Origin of the sequence: Brevibacterium samyangense (assembly GCF_039529845.1) — a bacterium.
In the GTDB taxonomy this organism is placed as follows: Bacteria; Actinomycetota; Actinomycetes; order Actinomycetales; family Brevibacteriaceae; genus Brevibacterium; species Brevibacterium samyangense.
Genome location: NZ_BAAANO010000001.1, coordinates 38298 through 53083, shown reverse-complemented (window position 1 = coordinate 53083; position 14786 = coordinate 38298). Strand labels below are relative to the sequence as shown.

The 14786-nt window shown below is 71.6% G+C and carries 12 protein-coding genes; 9 read left to right on the top strand and 3 right to left on the bottom strand.

Features of this window, described 5'->3' with window-relative positions:
- A partial coding sequence (locus ABD172_RS00250; protein WP_344305883.1) for an alcohol dehydrogenase catalytic domain-containing protein occupies positions 1 to 676 on the bottom strand: 676 nt, incomplete at its 3' end.
- A gap of 62 nt (positions 677 to 738) precedes the next feature.
- Positions 739 to 1656, bottom strand: coding sequence for an ArgP/LysG family DNA-binding transcriptional regulator (locus ABD172_RS00245; protein ID WP_344305882.1), 918 nt, complete (start codon positions 1654 to 1656; stop codon positions 739 to 741).
- 176 nt (positions 1657 to 1832) lie between these two features.
- Between ABD172_RS00245 and ABD172_RS00240 the strand changes: the two genes are divergently transcribed.
- The 9 genes from ABD172_RS00240 to ABD172_RS00200 all read left to right on the top strand — a co-directional run bounded on the left by ABD172_RS00240 (position 1833) and on the right by ABD172_RS00200 (position 13761).
- Entirely contained in the window at positions 1833 to 2657 is an 825-nt protein-coding gene (locus tag ABD172_RS00240) for a LysE/ArgO family amino acid transporter (protein ID WP_344305881.1), read from the top strand.
- 650 nt (positions 2658 to 3307) lie between these two features.
- On the top strand, positions 3308 to 4966 hold the full coding sequence (locus ABD172_RS00235) for an ABC transporter substrate-binding protein (protein ID WP_344305880.1): 1659 nt from the start codon (positions 3308 to 3310) through the stop codon (positions 4964 to 4966).
- On the top strand, positions 4963 to 5979 hold the full coding sequence (locus ABD172_RS00230; protein ID WP_344305879.1) for an ABC transporter permease: 1017 nt from the start codon (positions 4963 to 4965) through the stop codon (positions 5977 to 5979). The genes ABD172_RS00235 and ABD172_RS00230 overlap by 4 nt, the downstream gene beginning before the upstream one ends.
- A complete protein-coding gene (locus tag ABD172_RS00225) occupies positions 5976 to 6905 on the top strand; it encodes an ABC transporter permease (protein ID WP_344305878.1) in 930 nt (309 codons plus the stop codon). The genes ABD172_RS00230 and ABD172_RS00225 overlap by 4 nt, the downstream gene beginning before the upstream one ends.
- Positions 6902 to 8806 (top strand): dipeptide ABC transporter ATP-binding protein, encoded by a 1905-nt coding sequence (locus tag ABD172_RS00220; protein WP_344305877.1) that lies wholly within the window; start codon positions 6902 to 6904, stop codon positions 8804 to 8806. The genes ABD172_RS00225 and ABD172_RS00220 overlap by 4 nt, the downstream gene beginning before the upstream one ends.
- Complete coding sequence (locus ABD172_RS00215; protein WP_344305876.1) at positions 8803 to 10188, top strand: NtaA/DmoA family FMN-dependent monooxygenase; 1386 nt, start codon at positions 8803 to 8805, stop codon at positions 10186 to 10188. Before ABD172_RS00220 ends, ABD172_RS00215 begins: the two co-directional genes overlap by 4 nt.
- On the top strand, positions 10185 to 10802 hold the full coding sequence (gene ssuE, locus ABD172_RS00210; protein ID WP_344305875.1) for an NADPH-dependent FMN reductase: 618 nt from the start codon (positions 10185 to 10187) through the stop codon (positions 10800 to 10802). The genes ABD172_RS00215 and ssuE overlap by 4 nt, the downstream gene beginning before the upstream one ends.
- Positions 10799 to 11707, top strand: a complete 909-nt coding sequence (locus ABD172_RS00205; protein ID WP_344305874.1) for an LLM class flavin-dependent oxidoreductase — start codon at positions 10799 to 10801, stop codon at positions 11705 to 11707. The genes ssuE and ABD172_RS00205 overlap by 4 nt, the downstream gene beginning before the upstream one ends.
- Positions 11704 to 13761, top strand: a complete 2058-nt coding sequence (locus ABD172_RS00200; protein ID WP_344305873.1) for an FAD/NAD(P)-binding protein — start codon at positions 11704 to 11706, stop codon at positions 13759 to 13761. Before ABD172_RS00205 ends, ABD172_RS00200 begins: the two co-directional genes overlap by 4 nt.
- Here the strand turns inward: ABD172_RS00200 and ABD172_RS00195 are convergent.
- On the bottom strand, positions 13748 to 14740 hold the full coding sequence (locus tag ABD172_RS00195) for a 3-methyladenine DNA glycosylase (protein ID WP_344305872.1): 993 nt from the start codon (positions 14738 to 14740) through the stop codon (positions 13748 to 13750). The genes ABD172_RS00200 and ABD172_RS00195 overlap by 14 nt on opposite strands.
- Positions 14741 to 14786 lie beyond the last annotated feature (46 nt).

Below are 14786 nucleotides of genomic sequence, written 5' to 3'. Positions count from 1 at the left end.
CGGCGACCTCGGTGGGCGTGAGCCCGGAGGAGTTCACCGTCACCTCGGCGCCGTGCCGGGCAGCGAGGTCGAGCGCACCGGGGTTGATGTCGACCGCGATGATGCGGGCGCCGAGGGCCCGGGCGATCATGATCGCCGAGAGGCCGACGCCGCCGCAGCCGAACACCGCGAGGGTCTCACCGGACTCGATCCGTGCCCGGTGCCGCAGCCCGCGGAAGGAGGTGGCGAAGCGGCAGCCGAGGGAGACGACCGCCTCGGCGGGGAGATCGGCGGGGACTGCGACGAGGTTGAGATCGGCCTCGTGGACGACGACACGGTCGGCCCAGGAACCGAAGTGGGTGAACCCGGGCTGGGTCTGGTCGGGGCACACCTGCGCGTTGCCGCCGGCGCAGTACTCGCAGCGTCCGCACCCGCACACGAAGGGAGTCGTCACCCGGTCACCGACCGACCACCCCTTCACGTCGGGCCCGACCTCGACGATGTGACCGACGAGTTCGTGGCCGGGAACGTGCGGCAGGTGCACGGTGTCGTCGTGGCCGCTCCACGCATGCCAGTCGCTGCGGCACAGGCCGGTGGCCTCGACGGCGATGACGACACCGCGGGCGGGTGCGGCGGGGGCGGGGATGTCGGTGAGGACCGGGGGAGTGAGGAAGGAATCGACGAGGACGGCACGCATGCTTCCGATGATATTCCCAGGTCGGTGAGATGGGTCACCCGGGCGTCGAGTCGGACGGCATGTCACTCCTGCAATGCCCGCAGGTTCTCCCGGGCCGCGGCGACGACCGCCTCGGCGACGGCGTCGAGCGTCGGGGAGGAGATCGCCCACTGGTGCCAGTGGAGGTCCACCGGGAAGGGTTCGGCCGCCGGGAGGGGGACGAGGTGGGCGAGTGCGGGCAGGGACTCGAGGAAGTGCGGGGGCACCATGCCCCAGCCGAGTCCGTGTGCGATCGCGATGACGTACTGCGTCGCATCCGGCACGTAGTGCCGCGGGGGCGTGACGTGATGACCGAACCGGCGGAACGTGTAGTCGAGCGGATACGTGTCCTTCTCGTCGAACTGGATGATCGGCGCGCGTTCGGCGGCCTCCGCGGTGAAACCGGAACCGAACCACCGACGGACGAACTCCGGGTGCGCCATCGGGCTGTACCGCCAGGTGCCGAGCGGGCGGACCGTGCACCCCTGGACGGGTTCCGGTCGGGAACTCACGGCGGCCATCGCGACGCCGCGGCGCAGGTAGTCGGCGGAATGCGACTCGTCCTCGCGGAGGAGCTCGAGGAGGAGGTGGTTCTCCACCGCGACATCGGCGAGCGGCGCCATCATCCACGTCGCGAGCGCGTCCGAGTTGACGACGAGGGACACCCGGGCCAGTCCGCGTTCGGCCTCGAGGTCACCGAGTGCGAGCGCGGCGTCGTGCGCGGCGAGTTCGTACTGCCGGGCGAGCCGGTGGACGACCTCACCGGTCGGCGTGGGGCGGACGGGCCGGGTGCGCTGGAAGAGCGCGGCGCCGACGCGGGACTCGAGCGCCTTGAGGCGCTGTGATACCGCCGAGGGTGTGATCCCGAGTCGCCCCGCGGCCGCCTCGATCGTGCCGGCGGCGACGACCTCGGCGAAGGTCCGGAGGCCGGCGGTCGACAGGTCGTGAAGACGTGCGGTCATGTACGGAGCTTCTCCGTTCGCTCGGGGTGCTGTGAGTTCGGGCACGGGGTGTCGCGGGAGCGGCGCCGGGTTCCGCGGATTCGCGCGGCTCGGCGCAGAATTCATGAAGAGATCTTCAGGGTACGGAAGAATCCTGCGATTGTCTCAAGGAGGCGCGTGTTCCTACCGTTTCCGGTATGCAGCTCATGTCGATCGCCCTCACCGGATTCATCAGCGGCCTCGTCCTCTTCGCCGCCGTCGGTGCGCAGACCCTGTTCCTCCTCAAACAGGGTGCCCGGGGAGTCCGCATGCTTCCGCTGCTCGCACTCGGTGCCGCCTCCGACGTCATCCTCATCCTCCTCGGTGTGCTCGGGACCGGTGCGCTCATCCGTGCCTTCCCCGCCGCGACGACCGTCCTCACCGTCGTCGGCGTGCTCTTCCTCCTCGGCTACGGCGCGGTGTCGCTGCGGAAGGCCTTCACCTCGGGCGCCGGTGCGCAGAGCGATGCGCAGGCACGTGAAATCCTCGACCTCGACGTCGAGGACGAGGAGCAGGGCGGTGCTGCGCACGGTAGCGGTGCTGCGCGCGGCGGGGCGGCCGAGGCGCCGCGTCACTCCGGAGCACGTCGCGCCTCGGGTGGTCGGGCGTCCACCGACGTCCTCGAGCGTGCAGTGGCGCCGGCCGTCGCGCCCGCAGCCTCCGGCGCTGCCTCCCGTCGGCCCCCGCTCACCCGGGGGATCGTGCTCGGGCTGCTCGCATTCACGTGGCTCAACCCGCAGGTGTACCTCGATGTCGTCGTCGTGCTCGGGTCGATGTCCGCGAACTACCCGGGGGTCGGCACGTGGGTGTTCACCGCCGGCGTCATGGCGGCGTCCGTCGCCTGGTTCGCGATCCTCGGTGTCGCCTCGAAGGGGATGGGGCGGGTGCTCGTGCGGTACCCGCGGGCGTGGAAGGCGCTCGACCTCGTCACCGGTGTCCTCATGATCGTCCTCGCCGGAGTGCTCGCCACGCACCTCCTCTGACAGGGCACCTCCTCTGACAGGGCACCTCCTCCGAGCGCTCGTCCCACGTCGACGTCCGTGGATCTCCGGGCCTGGAGCGCCCCGAGGTCCGCGGTTCGTCATTCCGTGACGTGTGTCGTCACAGACGTCCATACGGGTTTGCACGTTCAAGCAATGGCGTTAGGCTTCCGTCCCGGAAGGCCCCACGTGGGGCGCTTCACATCACGCTGCAGAGGTCAGCATCTCTGCTTCCGCTCGTTTGTCCGGTACTCCCGGTGAGGACATGATGATCGCTTTCAGGAACTCTCAGGTCTGGGCCCTCGCAGCTCGCTTCGAGGCTCTTGACTGTTGCATGTCCACGAGCGTCGACGAGAGGTAACCCTCTCCCGGCGGTCCGCGGCTCCACCACGTCGGTGAGCCCGCCGCTCACGCTCGTTCACACCCACCGCGCCCGGGCATTCCTGTGCCCTTTTCCGCACACCCGGGCCCCGTCCCTTCCACCGGTGGGTGTTCTCCTCGCTCTCCGCGCACGTGCACGCCCGTAGCCGCGTTCCCGGTCCACGTCCCCCGTGACGACCGGGTCGGCGGCGTCGTCGCAGCGTCCGGAACGCCGCGCCGTGCCCCGGAGTTCGTGAGGAGACCCCACATGCATCCACAGGAGCTCCACGCTCATGCCGCTTCGGCCCTCTTTCCGTCACCCCTCCTCCTCCGGCGGGCCCGCCCGCCGCCGTACCGCACTCGTGCCCGTGGTCGCCGCGTTCTCCCTCGTCGGCCTCGTCCTCACGGGCTGCTCGCAGGGCACCGCCGCCCAGGACGCGCCCGCCGGTGACCCGGTCTCCGGTGGCACGCTGCGCCTCGCGTTCGACACGGATCCGCAGTGCGTCGACGGCCAGCAGGTGGGCAACAACACCGCGCTCAACGTCGCGCGGCAGATGACGGACTCGCTCACGGACCAGGACCCGGAGACCGGGGAGATCGTCCCGTGGCTCGCCGAGAGCTGGGAGGTGAGCGACGACTCGCGGGAGTTCACCTTCCACCTGCGTGACGGGGTCACCTTCCAGGACGGCACGCCCTTCACCTCGGCGTCCGTGAAGGAGAACTTCGAGGGGATCGTCGACCTCGGGGCGAAGGCGAGCCTCGGATCCACCTACCTCGCCGGCCTCGAGTCCGTCGAGACCCCCGACGACTCCACGGTCACCGTCACGTTCTCCGAGCCGAGCGCCCAGTTCCTCCAGGCCACCTCGACGATGAGCCTCGGGTTCTGGTCCTCCGACACGCTCGCGAGGACCCCCGAGGAACGCTGCACCGGTGCGCTCGTCGGAACGGGCCCCTTCGTCCTCGAGAGCTTCGCGCCGGCCCAGTCGGTGTCGCTCACCCGCTTCGACGACTATGCATGGCCGTCGTCCCTCGCACAGCACGAGGGACCGGCCTACCTCGACGGGATCGACATCACCGTCGTGCCCGAGGCGACCGTCCGCAGCGGCAGCCTGTCCTCCGGGCAGATCGACGTCGACACCGCGGTGCAGCCGCAGGACGAGGCGGTGCTCGAATCCTCCGGGTTCCCGATCGTCTCCCGCCCGAACCCGGGCGTCGTGTACCACCTGTTCCCGAACGAGTCCCAGCCGATCGCCGCGGATCCCGCGGTGCGGAAGGCACTGTCGATGGCGATCGACAGGGAGGAACTGTCCTCCGTGCTCTCGGCGCACCAGTCGCCGGCGACGTCCGTGCTCGCGCAGTCCACCCCGATGTACCGTGACCACTCGGACCTCCTCGCCCACGACCCGGAGGGCGCGGCCGCCCTCCTCGACGAGGCCGGATGGACGCTGAACGAGCAGACGGGGATCCGGGAGAAGGACGGCACTCCGCTGAGCTTCACCGTCACGTACTGGCAGTCGGCGCCCTTCCTCGAACTCGTCCAGCAGCAGGCCCGGGCGGCCGGTATCGACCTCCGGCTCGACAAGAAGACGATCAGCGAGGTCACCGCGTTCCGCGAGTCCGGCGACTACGAGTTCGACTTCTACAACCTCACCCGCGCGGATCCCGACGTCCTCCGCACCGTGTTCGACGCCCACGGCCGCAATGTGAATCAGCGTGAGGCCTCCGCGGTCGACGAGGTGCTCGCCGAGAGCGCCGGCACCCTCGACGAGGGCACCCGTCGTGACCTCGTCGACGAGGCCGTCGTCTCCCTCCTCGAGGACGGCCATGCGATCCCGCTCGTCGAACTCTCCGGAGTCATGGCGACGAGCCCCGAGGTACAGGGCTTCGCGTACGAGGCGTCGAGCCGCCTCCAGCTCTTCGACACGTGGCTCGTCGGGGGTGGTGACCGGTGACGCACAACCCGACCGCTCGGCTCGTCGCCACCCGGCTCCTCCACGGACTCCTCGTCCTCTGGGCCGCGTACACGCTCAGCTTCCTCGTCCTCTACGCGCTGCCCGGCGACCCCGTCGCGATCATGCTCGGGGGAGCGGACCAGATCTCCGCGAGCCCCGAACAGGTCGCCGCGCTGCGCGCCGAGTACGGCTTCGACAAGCCACTTCCCGTGCAGTACCTTCTCGCGCTCGCCGCCGCCCTCACCGGTGACCTCGGCACCTCCTACGCGACAGGGCAGCCGGTGACCGCCGCGATCCTCGCGGCACTGCCCGGAACGCTCGAACTCGCGTTCGCCGCTCTCGTGCCCGCGGTGCTCGGAGGAGCCGCGCTCGCCCTCGCCGCGGCACACGCCCGGAGGCCGTTCCTGCGGAACCTCCTCGCGGGACTGCCCGGGCTCGGGATCTCCCTGCCGACGTTCTGGGTGGGCCTCGTCCTCCTCCAGGTGTTCTCGTTCCGACTCGGCCTCGTGCCGGCGCTCGGGGCCACCGGGATCGCCGGGCTCGTGCTGCCGGCGCTCACGCTCGCGCTGCCCATCGGGGCGACGATCGCGCAGGTGCTCCTGCGGGCCCTCGACTCCGCGGAGTCGGAACAGTTCGTCACGACGTTCCGCGCCGCCGGCCTCGGCCGCGGGAGGATCCTCCTCACGCACCGCCTCCGCATCGCCCTCGTCTCCCTCGTGTCGATCGGCGGCGTACTCGCCGGGAACCTCCTCGGCGGGGCGGTCGTCGTCGAGACGGTGTTCACCCGGAACGGCCTCGGGCGCCTCGCCGAGTCCTCCGTCACCGCGCAGGACATCCCGGTGGTCCAGGGCATCGTCGTGTTCTCGGCCTTGGTCTTCGTTCTCGTCAACCTCGTGACCGACCTCCTGTACCCGGTCCTCGACCCGCGCACGCGTGAGCGGACACGGGAACGGGTGAGGACACCGGAACGGCAGGCAGGCCCCGTGGCGACCGCCGAGGCGGTGCCGGCATGACGACGACCACGGCACCTGTGCTGTCCTCGCACTCTGCACTGTCGACGAACCCCGCACAGTCGACGGATCCTGCGCGGTCACCCGATCCTGTGGGGCGCCGTACCGGCGTCCTCCGGTTCCGCAGGCCGGCGCGTCCGGGTCTCATTCTGTCGATCGCAGTCGTGGCGCTCGTCCTCGCGTGGGCGCTCGCCCCGGGTCTCTTCGCCCACGGCGACCCGATCAACGGCGACCCCACGCAGCGCCTGCAGCCCCCGAGCGCCGCCGCGTGGTTCGGCACCGACCACCTCGGCCGGGACGTCTTCACCCGCATGGTGTACGGCGCCCGCACCTCCCTCGGCACCACCGCGATCGCAGTGCTCCTCGCATTCGGCGCCGGTACCGCCATCGGACTCGTCGCCGGGTACGCAGGGCGGCGCGTCGACGCGGTGTTCATGCGGATCATCGACGTCCTCCAGTCCGTCCCCGGACTCCTCCTGTCGATGGCGGTCGTCGCCGCCCTCGGCTTCGGCCCGGTGAACATCGCGATCGCGGTGGCCATCGCCTCGGTCCCCGCCTTCGCCCGGGTGAGCCGCGGCGAGGTGCTCCGGTGGCGGTCGACGGTCTTCGTCGAAGCGGCCCGCCTGTCCGGGATCCGCACCCCGGAGATCGTCGTCCGTCACGTGCTCCCGCACGCCGCCGGACCCGTCGTCGCGCTCGCCGCCCTCGAGTTCGGCTCCGCCGTCCTCGCGGTGTCCGCGCTCAGCTTCCTCGGTTTCGGGGCACCGCCACCGACGCCCGAATGGGGCCTGCTCGTGTCCGAGGGCCGCGACTACCTCGCGAGCGCGTGGTGGCTCACGACCCTGCCGGGCCTCACGATCGCCGTCGTCGTCCTGTCCGTGAACAGCATCGCCCGGGCGCTCTCCGCGTCCGGAAGGAGGCAGTCATGAGTTCTCTTCTCACCGGGTCGGCCTTCCCCGACCTCGTCGACCCCGCGCTCCCGGTCGAACCCGAGCGCGACACCGCGACCACGCCGAAGCCCGGCGCGGCGCTCGAACCCGGCTCAGCACTCGAACCCGGCACGGGGTTCGTCCTCGACCTCACCGGACTCACCGTCACGTACGCGCCGAGGCGCCGCGCTCATCGGGCAGGTCCCGTCACCCCCGCCGTGTCCGGCGTCGACCTGCGGGTCCGCCCCGGTGAGGTGCTCGCCCTCGTCGGGGAGTCCGGCTCCGGGAAGTCGACGACCGCTGCGGTCGCCGCAGGGCTGCTCGACGCCTCGGCGCGGGTGGAGGCCCGGACCCACACGCTGTTCGGCACGGACGTGCGGGGCGCCTCGGAGAAGGCCTGGCGACGGTTCTTCGGTACCCGGATCGGATACGTGCCGCAGGACACCGGGTCCGGCCTCAACCCGGTGCGGCGGATCGGTGCCCAGATCGCCGAGAGCCTCCGGGTCCACGGGGTCTCCGCCGCCGAGGCGCGCACCCGGATGCTCGCGGCCCTCGCCGAGGTCGGCCTCGACGACGTCCACGCCGAGCGTTACCCGCACGAGCTCTCCGGCGGGCAGCGACAGCGCGTGCTCATCGCACTCGCGCTCGCCGGGCGGCCCGGGCTCGTGGTCGCGGACGAACCGACGTCCGCCCTCGACGTCACGGTGCAGAAGCAGGTGCTCGACCTCCTCGAGGACCGGGTCCGCAGCACCGGGACGGCACTCGTCCTCATCACCCACGACCTCGGGATCGCCCGCGACCGGGCGGACGCGCTCATGGTGATGGAGCGGGGCACGGTCGTCGAGTCCGGGCCCGCCCGGCAGGTCCTCGACGCACCGCAGCACCCGTACACGCAGAAGTTGCTCGCGGCCGCGCCGGGGTTGGGCAGCCGAGGTGGCGCGACCTCGGACGCTGCGACCCCGGAGGCGGAGACCTCTGCCCCCGCGCCCGCAGTCATCACCGCGACCGGCCTCACGCGCACGTTCGTGTCCGGCGGGCGGGCACACCGGGCGGTCGACGGGGTCGACGTCGAGGTGCGCCGGGGCACGACCCTCGGGATCGTCGGCGAATCCGGATCCGGGAAGTCGACGACCGCCCGGATGCTCCTCGGCCTGGAACAGGTCGACGCCGGGTCGCTCACGGTCCTCGGACACACACTCGCCCGGGATGCGGCCGAACCGCTCACCGCCGCACAGCGCCGGGATCTCACCCGCCGGGCCCGCCTCGTCCACCAGGACCCGACGGCCTCGCTCGACCCGCGGTACCCCGTCGGCCGTTCCATCGCCGAACCGCTCCGGGGCTTCGGGATCGGCACGCGGAGTGCACGGGCCGAACGGGTGCGGGAACTCCTCGATCTCGTCGCGCTCCCGGCCGCGGTCGTCGACCGGCGGCCCCGCGAACTCTCCGGCGGGCAACGGCAACGCGTCGCGATCGCCCGGGCGCTCGCGGTCGACCCGGAACTCCTCGTCCTCGACGAACCCGTGTCCGCGCTCGACGTCTCCGTGCAGGCCCAGATCCTCGACCTGCTCACGGAACTCCAGGCCGAGCTCGGGCTCACCTACGTGTTCATCAGCCACGACCTCGCGGTCGTCGAGGGGATCGCCGACGACGTCCTCGTCATGGCACACGGGAAGGTCGTCGAGTCCGGCCCCGTCCGCGAGGTCTTCACCCGCCCGCGCACCGACCTCACCCGGGCACTCCTCGACGCCGTGCCCGGCCTCACGCACGATCCAGCCTCCCGACCCACCCAGCACTCGTCCTCCCGACCCACCCAGCGTTCTACCTCCCGACCCACCCAGAACTCGTCCTCCCGACCCACCCAGAACTCGTCCTCCCGACCCACCCAGAACGGAGCATCATGACCACCCACTCGTCGACACCCCGTCAGGTCCACCTCGCCGCGCACTTCCCGGGCGTGAACAACACGACGGTGTGGTCCGACCCGGCGGGCGGTTCGCACATCGACGTCGAGTCCTTCGAGCACCTCGCCCGCACCGCCGAGCGCGGACTCTTCGACTTCTTCTTCCTCGCCGAGGGCCTGCGCCTGCGCGAGCACAAGGGGAAGATCTTCGACCTCGACGTCGTCGGCCGGCCGGAGACGATCACGGTGCTCTCGGCGCTCGCCGCCGTCACCGAACACATCGGGCTCGCCGGTACCCTGAGCGCGACGTTCAACGAGCCCTACGACCTCGCCCGCAAGCTCGCGACGCTCGACCACGTGTCCGGCGGGCGTGCCGCGTGGAACGTCGTGACGACGTCGAACGCCTTCACCGGTGCGAACTTCCGGCGCGGCGGGTACCTCGACCACGCGGACCGCTACCGCAACGCCGAGGACTTCATCCACCTCGCGCGGACCCTGTGGGAAGCGGGGACCGACACGACCGGCGGACCGTTCTCCCACCGCTCCGACTTCTTCGACGTCGAGGGCACGTTCCCGGTGCCGCGGTCCCCGCAGGTCCACCCCGTCGTCTTCCAGGCCGGCGACTCGGACTCCGGCCGTGACTTCGCCGCCGGATCCGCGGACGTGATCTTCACCCGGCATTCGGCGCTCGCCGACGGCCAGGCGTTCTACAGTGACGTGAAGCGACGGCTCGCGCAGTACGGCCGCGGGGAGGACGATCTCAAGATCTACCCCGGCGTCACCTTCATCCTCGGGGACACCGAGAAGGAGGCGGAGGAGATCTCCCACGAGGTCCGCCGCCAGCAGGTGTCCGGTCCCGGTGCGATCGCGTTCCTCGAGCAGGTGTGGGGCACCGACCTCACCGCCTACGACCCCGAGGGACCACTGCCGGACGTCGACCCCGACTTCGACAACGCCGACATCACCCGCGGACGCGTCCGCCACGTGAAGGACCCGCGTCCCGTCGTCGCTGCGTGGCGCGAACTCGCGGAGGCGAAGAACCTCAGCATCCGCGAACTCGTCATCGAGGTGTCCGCCCGCCATTCCTTCGTCGGCACCGCCTCCCGGATCGCCGAGGACATGGAACTGTTCGTCCGCGAACGCGCGTGCGACGGGTTCATCCTCATCCCGCACCTCACGCCGGGCGGGCTCGACGGTTTCGTCGAGAAGGTCGTCCCCGAACTCCAGGCACGGGGGGTCTACCGGGACGCCTATCCCACCCCCGAGGCGCCCGGACTCGGTCTGCGCGCGAACCTCGGCCTCGGGGCACACCGCCCGGCGGCCGACTGGGCGAAGAAGCGGGAAACCGCCCGCGCCGGGGTCGCTCGGGAGGGAGCCGCATGAGTGACATCGTCGTGATCTCCGGCAGCCCCGCGAACCCCTCGAGCACGGACGCGCTCCTCGCGCACGCGAGTGCTCACCTGCGGGCGGAGGGCCACCGGATCGCCGAACTCCGCGTCCGGGACCTCCCCGGGGGCGAGATGCTCGCCGGCGACAGCTCCCATCCCGACCTCGCACAGGCGCTCGACACCGTCGCCCGGTCCCAGGCCGTCGTCCTCGGCTCGCCCGTGTACAAGGCCTCGTACACCGGTCTCCTCAAGGCCTTCGTCGACCTCCTGCCGATGGACGCCTTCACCGGCAGGCCGGTCCTCCCGTTCCTCACCGGTGGTTCGCCCGCCCACGTCCTCGCGCTCGACTACGGACTCAAACCCCTCGCGGTCACCCTCGGCGCCACGCACGTCGCCGACGGCCGCTTCGTCCTCTCCCACGCGATCGACAAGCATGCCGCGGACCCGAATGCCGTCCTGATCGACCCCGAGGCCGCAGGTAGCGTCCGCCTCGCCCTCGAGGCGTTCCACGCGGAACTCGCCCACCGCGAGTGCGTCGGCGCGCTCGTCACCCCCGCTCCGGCCGCACAGTCGGCTCCCCGAACCGAACTCTCCGAGGTGCTCTCATGACCGTTCCCTCTGCCGACCCCACGCTCCCGCTCGCCGTCCGCATCCCGGCGACCGCGCTGCTCGACTCCGCCGGATTCGACACTGCCGGACTCGCCGCCGCCGCGAAGGCCCTCGACACGGCCGGGGTGCGCTGGCTCGTGCTCGGGGACGACCACGCCTCGGGCCCCGACGCGCTCGCCCTCGCCGCGTGGCTTGCCCCGCAGACCGAGAACCTCGTCCTCGTCCCCGAGGTGCCCGTCACCCATTCCGAACCGTTCCACGTGGCGACGTCGACCGCGACGCTCGACCACGACTCGCACGGCCGCGGCGGTTGGTCGCCGACCGTCCAGACGAGCGGGGCGACCGCTCGTCTCATCGGTCGCCGGCCCGCCGCCGAGGCGCCCGCCGCGTGGGCCGAGGCCGTCGCCGTCGACGAGGTCGTCACCGCCCTGTGGCACTCGTGGGACCGGGACGCGGAGATCCGCGACCTCGAGACCGCCCGGTTCCTCGACCGGGACAGGGTCCACTACGTCGACTACACGGGAACGGACTCCGTCGGCGAGGAGTGGACGGTGAAGGGACCCTCGATCGTCCCGCAACCGCCACAGGGCGACCTGCCGACGCTCGTCACCGTGGATTCCGGGGAGGCCGCGGAGTCCGCGATCCGGGCCGCGGCCGCGTTCGCCGATATCGTCGTCGCCTCCTCGGACGCGTTCCGAGCCGGGCTCACCGCGCCGGTCGTCGAAGCGAGGGATTCCACGTTCCTCGTCCGCGTCCCGGTCACCGGTGCGGGACCGAACCGGGCGGAACTCGCGGCTCTCGTGACGGCACTGCGGACCGAGGACGTCACCGTCCACGGTGTGCTCCTCGACGTGCCGGACCTCGGCGACGTGGAGGCGATCGCCGCACGGGTGGCGGACTCGTGACCGGCGCGGACGTCACCACCGGGCCGTCCGCCGGCGAGGAGCTGCTTGCGGACGTCCTGTTCGTCGGCGCGGGACCGAAGACGACGGGGCTGCTCCTCGCACTCGCCGCCGCAGCCCGCGACGCGCGCACCGCGTTCCCCGCTCGGGTCGACATCCACGTCGTCGATCCGTTCCCCGCCGGCGGGGGTCGGATCTGGCGGCACGACCAGGACCGGGTCCTGTGGATGAACTCGATGGCGCGCGACGTGACGATCTTCGCCGACCCCGACGCTCCCGTCGGTCCACCCCCGATCACCGGACCCTCCCTCGACGCGTGGATGGTGAGCGACGAAGGCCGTGCCGTGCTCGCGGCGCGGGGACTCGCGGAGGTGGCCGGGCGCCTCGGGCCCGCCGACTTCCCGCCCCGGAGGATCCAGGCGGCGTACCTCGAATGGGCGTTCACCCGTGCTCTCGGCGCGCTGCCGGACGGGTTCACGGTGCACGTCCGGCGGGCGCGGGCAGTGGGGGTCGAACGCGTGAGCGACCTCGACCACGCGGGACACCGCGTCCGGCTCGACACCGGGGAGAGCGTGCGGACCGCCGTCCTCGTCCTCGCGCAGGGATTCCTCGAGGTCGAGAACGACGCCGAGGTCGCCGCACTCGAGGCCGCGGCCCGGACCCACGGGCTCGGATACACCGTGCCGGGGTACACCGCCGATCTCGACCTCTCCCACGTGCCGGCGGGCGAGGACGTCCTCGTCCGCGGTTTCGGGCTCGCGTTCGTCGACGCGATGATGATGCTCACCGAGGGCCGCGGCGGTCGGTTCGAACAGTCCACCGACGGTGCCGTCCGGTACGTGCCGTGCGGTGCCGAACCCGTGCTGTGGGTGGGGTCCCGCCGGGGGGTGCCGTACCGTTCGAAGCTCGGGTACCAGCCGGACCACCACCGGATCGGGCCGGCCCGGTACGTGCATGCGGAGGCCGCGCGGCGCCTCGCACAGGGGAATCTCCCTCCGGGGCAGCTTCCTCCGGGGCCCGGGAGACCGGGGACGATCTCCGTGGACTCCCAGCTCCTCCCGTTGCTCGAGATCGAGCTCCTCGCCGCGCACTACACCGAACTCGCGCACAGTCACCCCGAGCGGATCCGTGCAGGGGCCGAGGACGTCCTCCGGTACACGGACGTGTGGGTCGAGGCATTCCTCGCCGGCGACCGTGCCACCGCGGACGGTGTGCGCGAAGGACTCGAGGGATTCGTGAGCGCGGTCGTCCCCGACGCTGCCGACCGGTTCGATCTCGCCCGCCTCGACCGGCCCTTCGCCGGGGTGCGTGCCGAGTCGCACGAGGAGTTCGAGGCGGCACTCGATGCGTACATCGCCGGCAACCTCGCACGCTCCGCGGATCCCGCGTACTCCCAGGACTCCGCGGTCTTCCACGCCCTCGTGAGCGCGTACTTCGCGATCCGCGAATGGGTCCAGGACGGGTACTTCACGGACGCCGAACGGAACCGCCGGGTCGACGGATACCTCCACGGGTTCTTCTCCTACATCGCCTCCGGACCGCCGCCCGAGCGGCTCGAGAACCTGCGGGCGCTCCATGCCGCCGGCCTCGTGCGGTTCGTCGGCCCCGAGATGGACGTGGAGGTCGGGCCCGCCGGATTCGCGGCCCGCTCGCCCGCGCACCCGCGCGTCGTCCGCACCCGCCACCTCCTCGACGCCCGGCTCGCCCCCGTGAGCGCCTCCCGGGCCACCGACCCGCTGCTGAGGTCGCTCATCGCCGACGGAGCGCTCCTGCTCGAGGCGGGGGAGGACCACCAGAAACTCCGCACGGACGCCGACAGCCGTGCACTCGACGCGGAGAGCCGGGCGCACCCCGACCTGTTCCTCGTCGGCCCCTCGGTCGCCGGCTCCGTCGCCGAGGCGTTCTCCCGTCCCGGCACCAACTCCCGGGTGTTCCGGGACAACGCGCGGCTGGTGGGGGTGCTCGGGGCGGCACTCGGGCAGGCCCGAGCTGCCTCCTCGGGGTCCGGTCACGGTGGTGAACGGCGGGACCGGGCACTCGCGTTCAGCCCCGCGTGAGGGCTGTGTCCTTCGGGAGGGCTGCATCCTTCCGCAAAGCACTGTCGTCCGCCAGCTCCGGCACCCGGCGCAATGCCTCGACCATTCTCCGGCGCAGGTCGTTGCCGCGGGCGGCGAAGTCGCGTTGCCGGCGGACGTACTCGGCCTTGCCCTCGGGGGTCTCCACCGCGACGACGCCGTAGCCCCAGCCGCGGACGTCGTAGGGGGAGGCCTCCATATCCGTCGCGCGGATCTCCGTGGCGAGGGAGAACGCCTCACGGACGAGGTCGGAGGGGATGACGGGAGCGAGTTTCATCGCCCACTTGTAGAGGTCCATGTTGCCGTGCAGACAGCCCGGCTGTTCCATCGCCGTCATCGTCGCCCGCTCCGGCTGCAGTTCGTTGAGGGGGACGGCGTCCGGGGTGAAGAACCGGAACGCGTCGAAGTGCGAGCACCGGATGCGGTTCGTCTCGACGACGTGGTCGGTCTCCGCGCGGGACAGCCGCAGCGGCACCTGGGTATGGCGGCGTTCCTCGTCGCTCAGGCGGTAGACCATCGCCCATTCGTGCATCCCGAAGCAGCCGAAGGAACCGGGGCGTTCGAGCGTGCGTTCGAGGAGATCGAGGACGAAGCGGGCACCCTCGCCGCGATCCGCGTACCACGCGGCGGTGTCGACCTCGGCCCAACCGAGCGCGCTGCCGAGGGAGCCGGCCCGGGAGCTGCCGGAGCCCTCGCCGCCGGGAGGTGACACCCGGTACCAGCGCCGCGCGAACGCCTCGGCGTCCCGTGTGTCCTCGAGGAGGACCCGGACCCCGGCGCCCGGGTTCCACTGTGCGACCTTCCCCGGTTTGAAGGGGTAGTAGGTGAAGAGGAAGTCCTCGACCGGGTGTTTCTCGCCACGGAGGCGGCGCTCGTGATGGGCCGCCGTGCGAGTGTGCACGAACTCCTCGTGGGTGGCGCGTGAGGCCCGCCACACGGCGGGTTCCAGGGTCGAGAACACCCCACGATTCTACTTTTTTCCTGCGCGTTTCGACGGTGACCTAGAC

Excerpts from the sequence above, each read along its gene's own strand:
- ABD172_RS00220 (WP_344305877.1), top strand. The coding sequence starts at position 6,902 with ATGAGTTCTCTTCTCACCGGGTCGGCCTTCCCCGACCTCGTCGACCCC.
- ABD172_RS00215 (WP_344305876.1), top strand. The coding sequence starts at position 8,803 with ATGACCACCCACTCGTCGACACCCCGTCAGGTCCACCTCGCCGCGCAC.
- ABD172_RS00245 (WP_344305882.1), bottom strand. The coding sequence starts at position 1,656 with ATGACCGCACGTCTTCACGACCTGTCGACCGCCGGCCTCCGGACCTTC.
- ssuE (WP_344305875.1), top strand. The coding sequence starts at position 10,185 with ATGAGTGACATCGTCGTGATCTCCGGCAGCCCCGCGAACCCCTCGAGC.
- ABD172_RS00235 (WP_344305880.1), top strand. The coding sequence starts at position 3,308 with ATGCCGCTTCGGCCCTCTTTCCGTCACCCCTCCTCCTCCGGCGGGCCC.
- ABD172_RS00225 (WP_344305878.1), top strand. The coding sequence starts at position 5,976 with ATGACGACGACCACGGCACCTGTGCTGTCCTCGCACTCTGCACTGTCG.
- ABD172_RS00240 (WP_344305881.1), top strand. The coding sequence starts at position 1,833 with ATGCAGCTCATGTCGATCGCCCTCACCGGATTCATCAGCGGCCTCGTC.
- ABD172_RS00205 (WP_344305874.1), top strand. The coding sequence starts at position 10,799 with ATGACCGTTCCCTCTGCCGACCCCACGCTCCCGCTCGCCGTCCGCATC.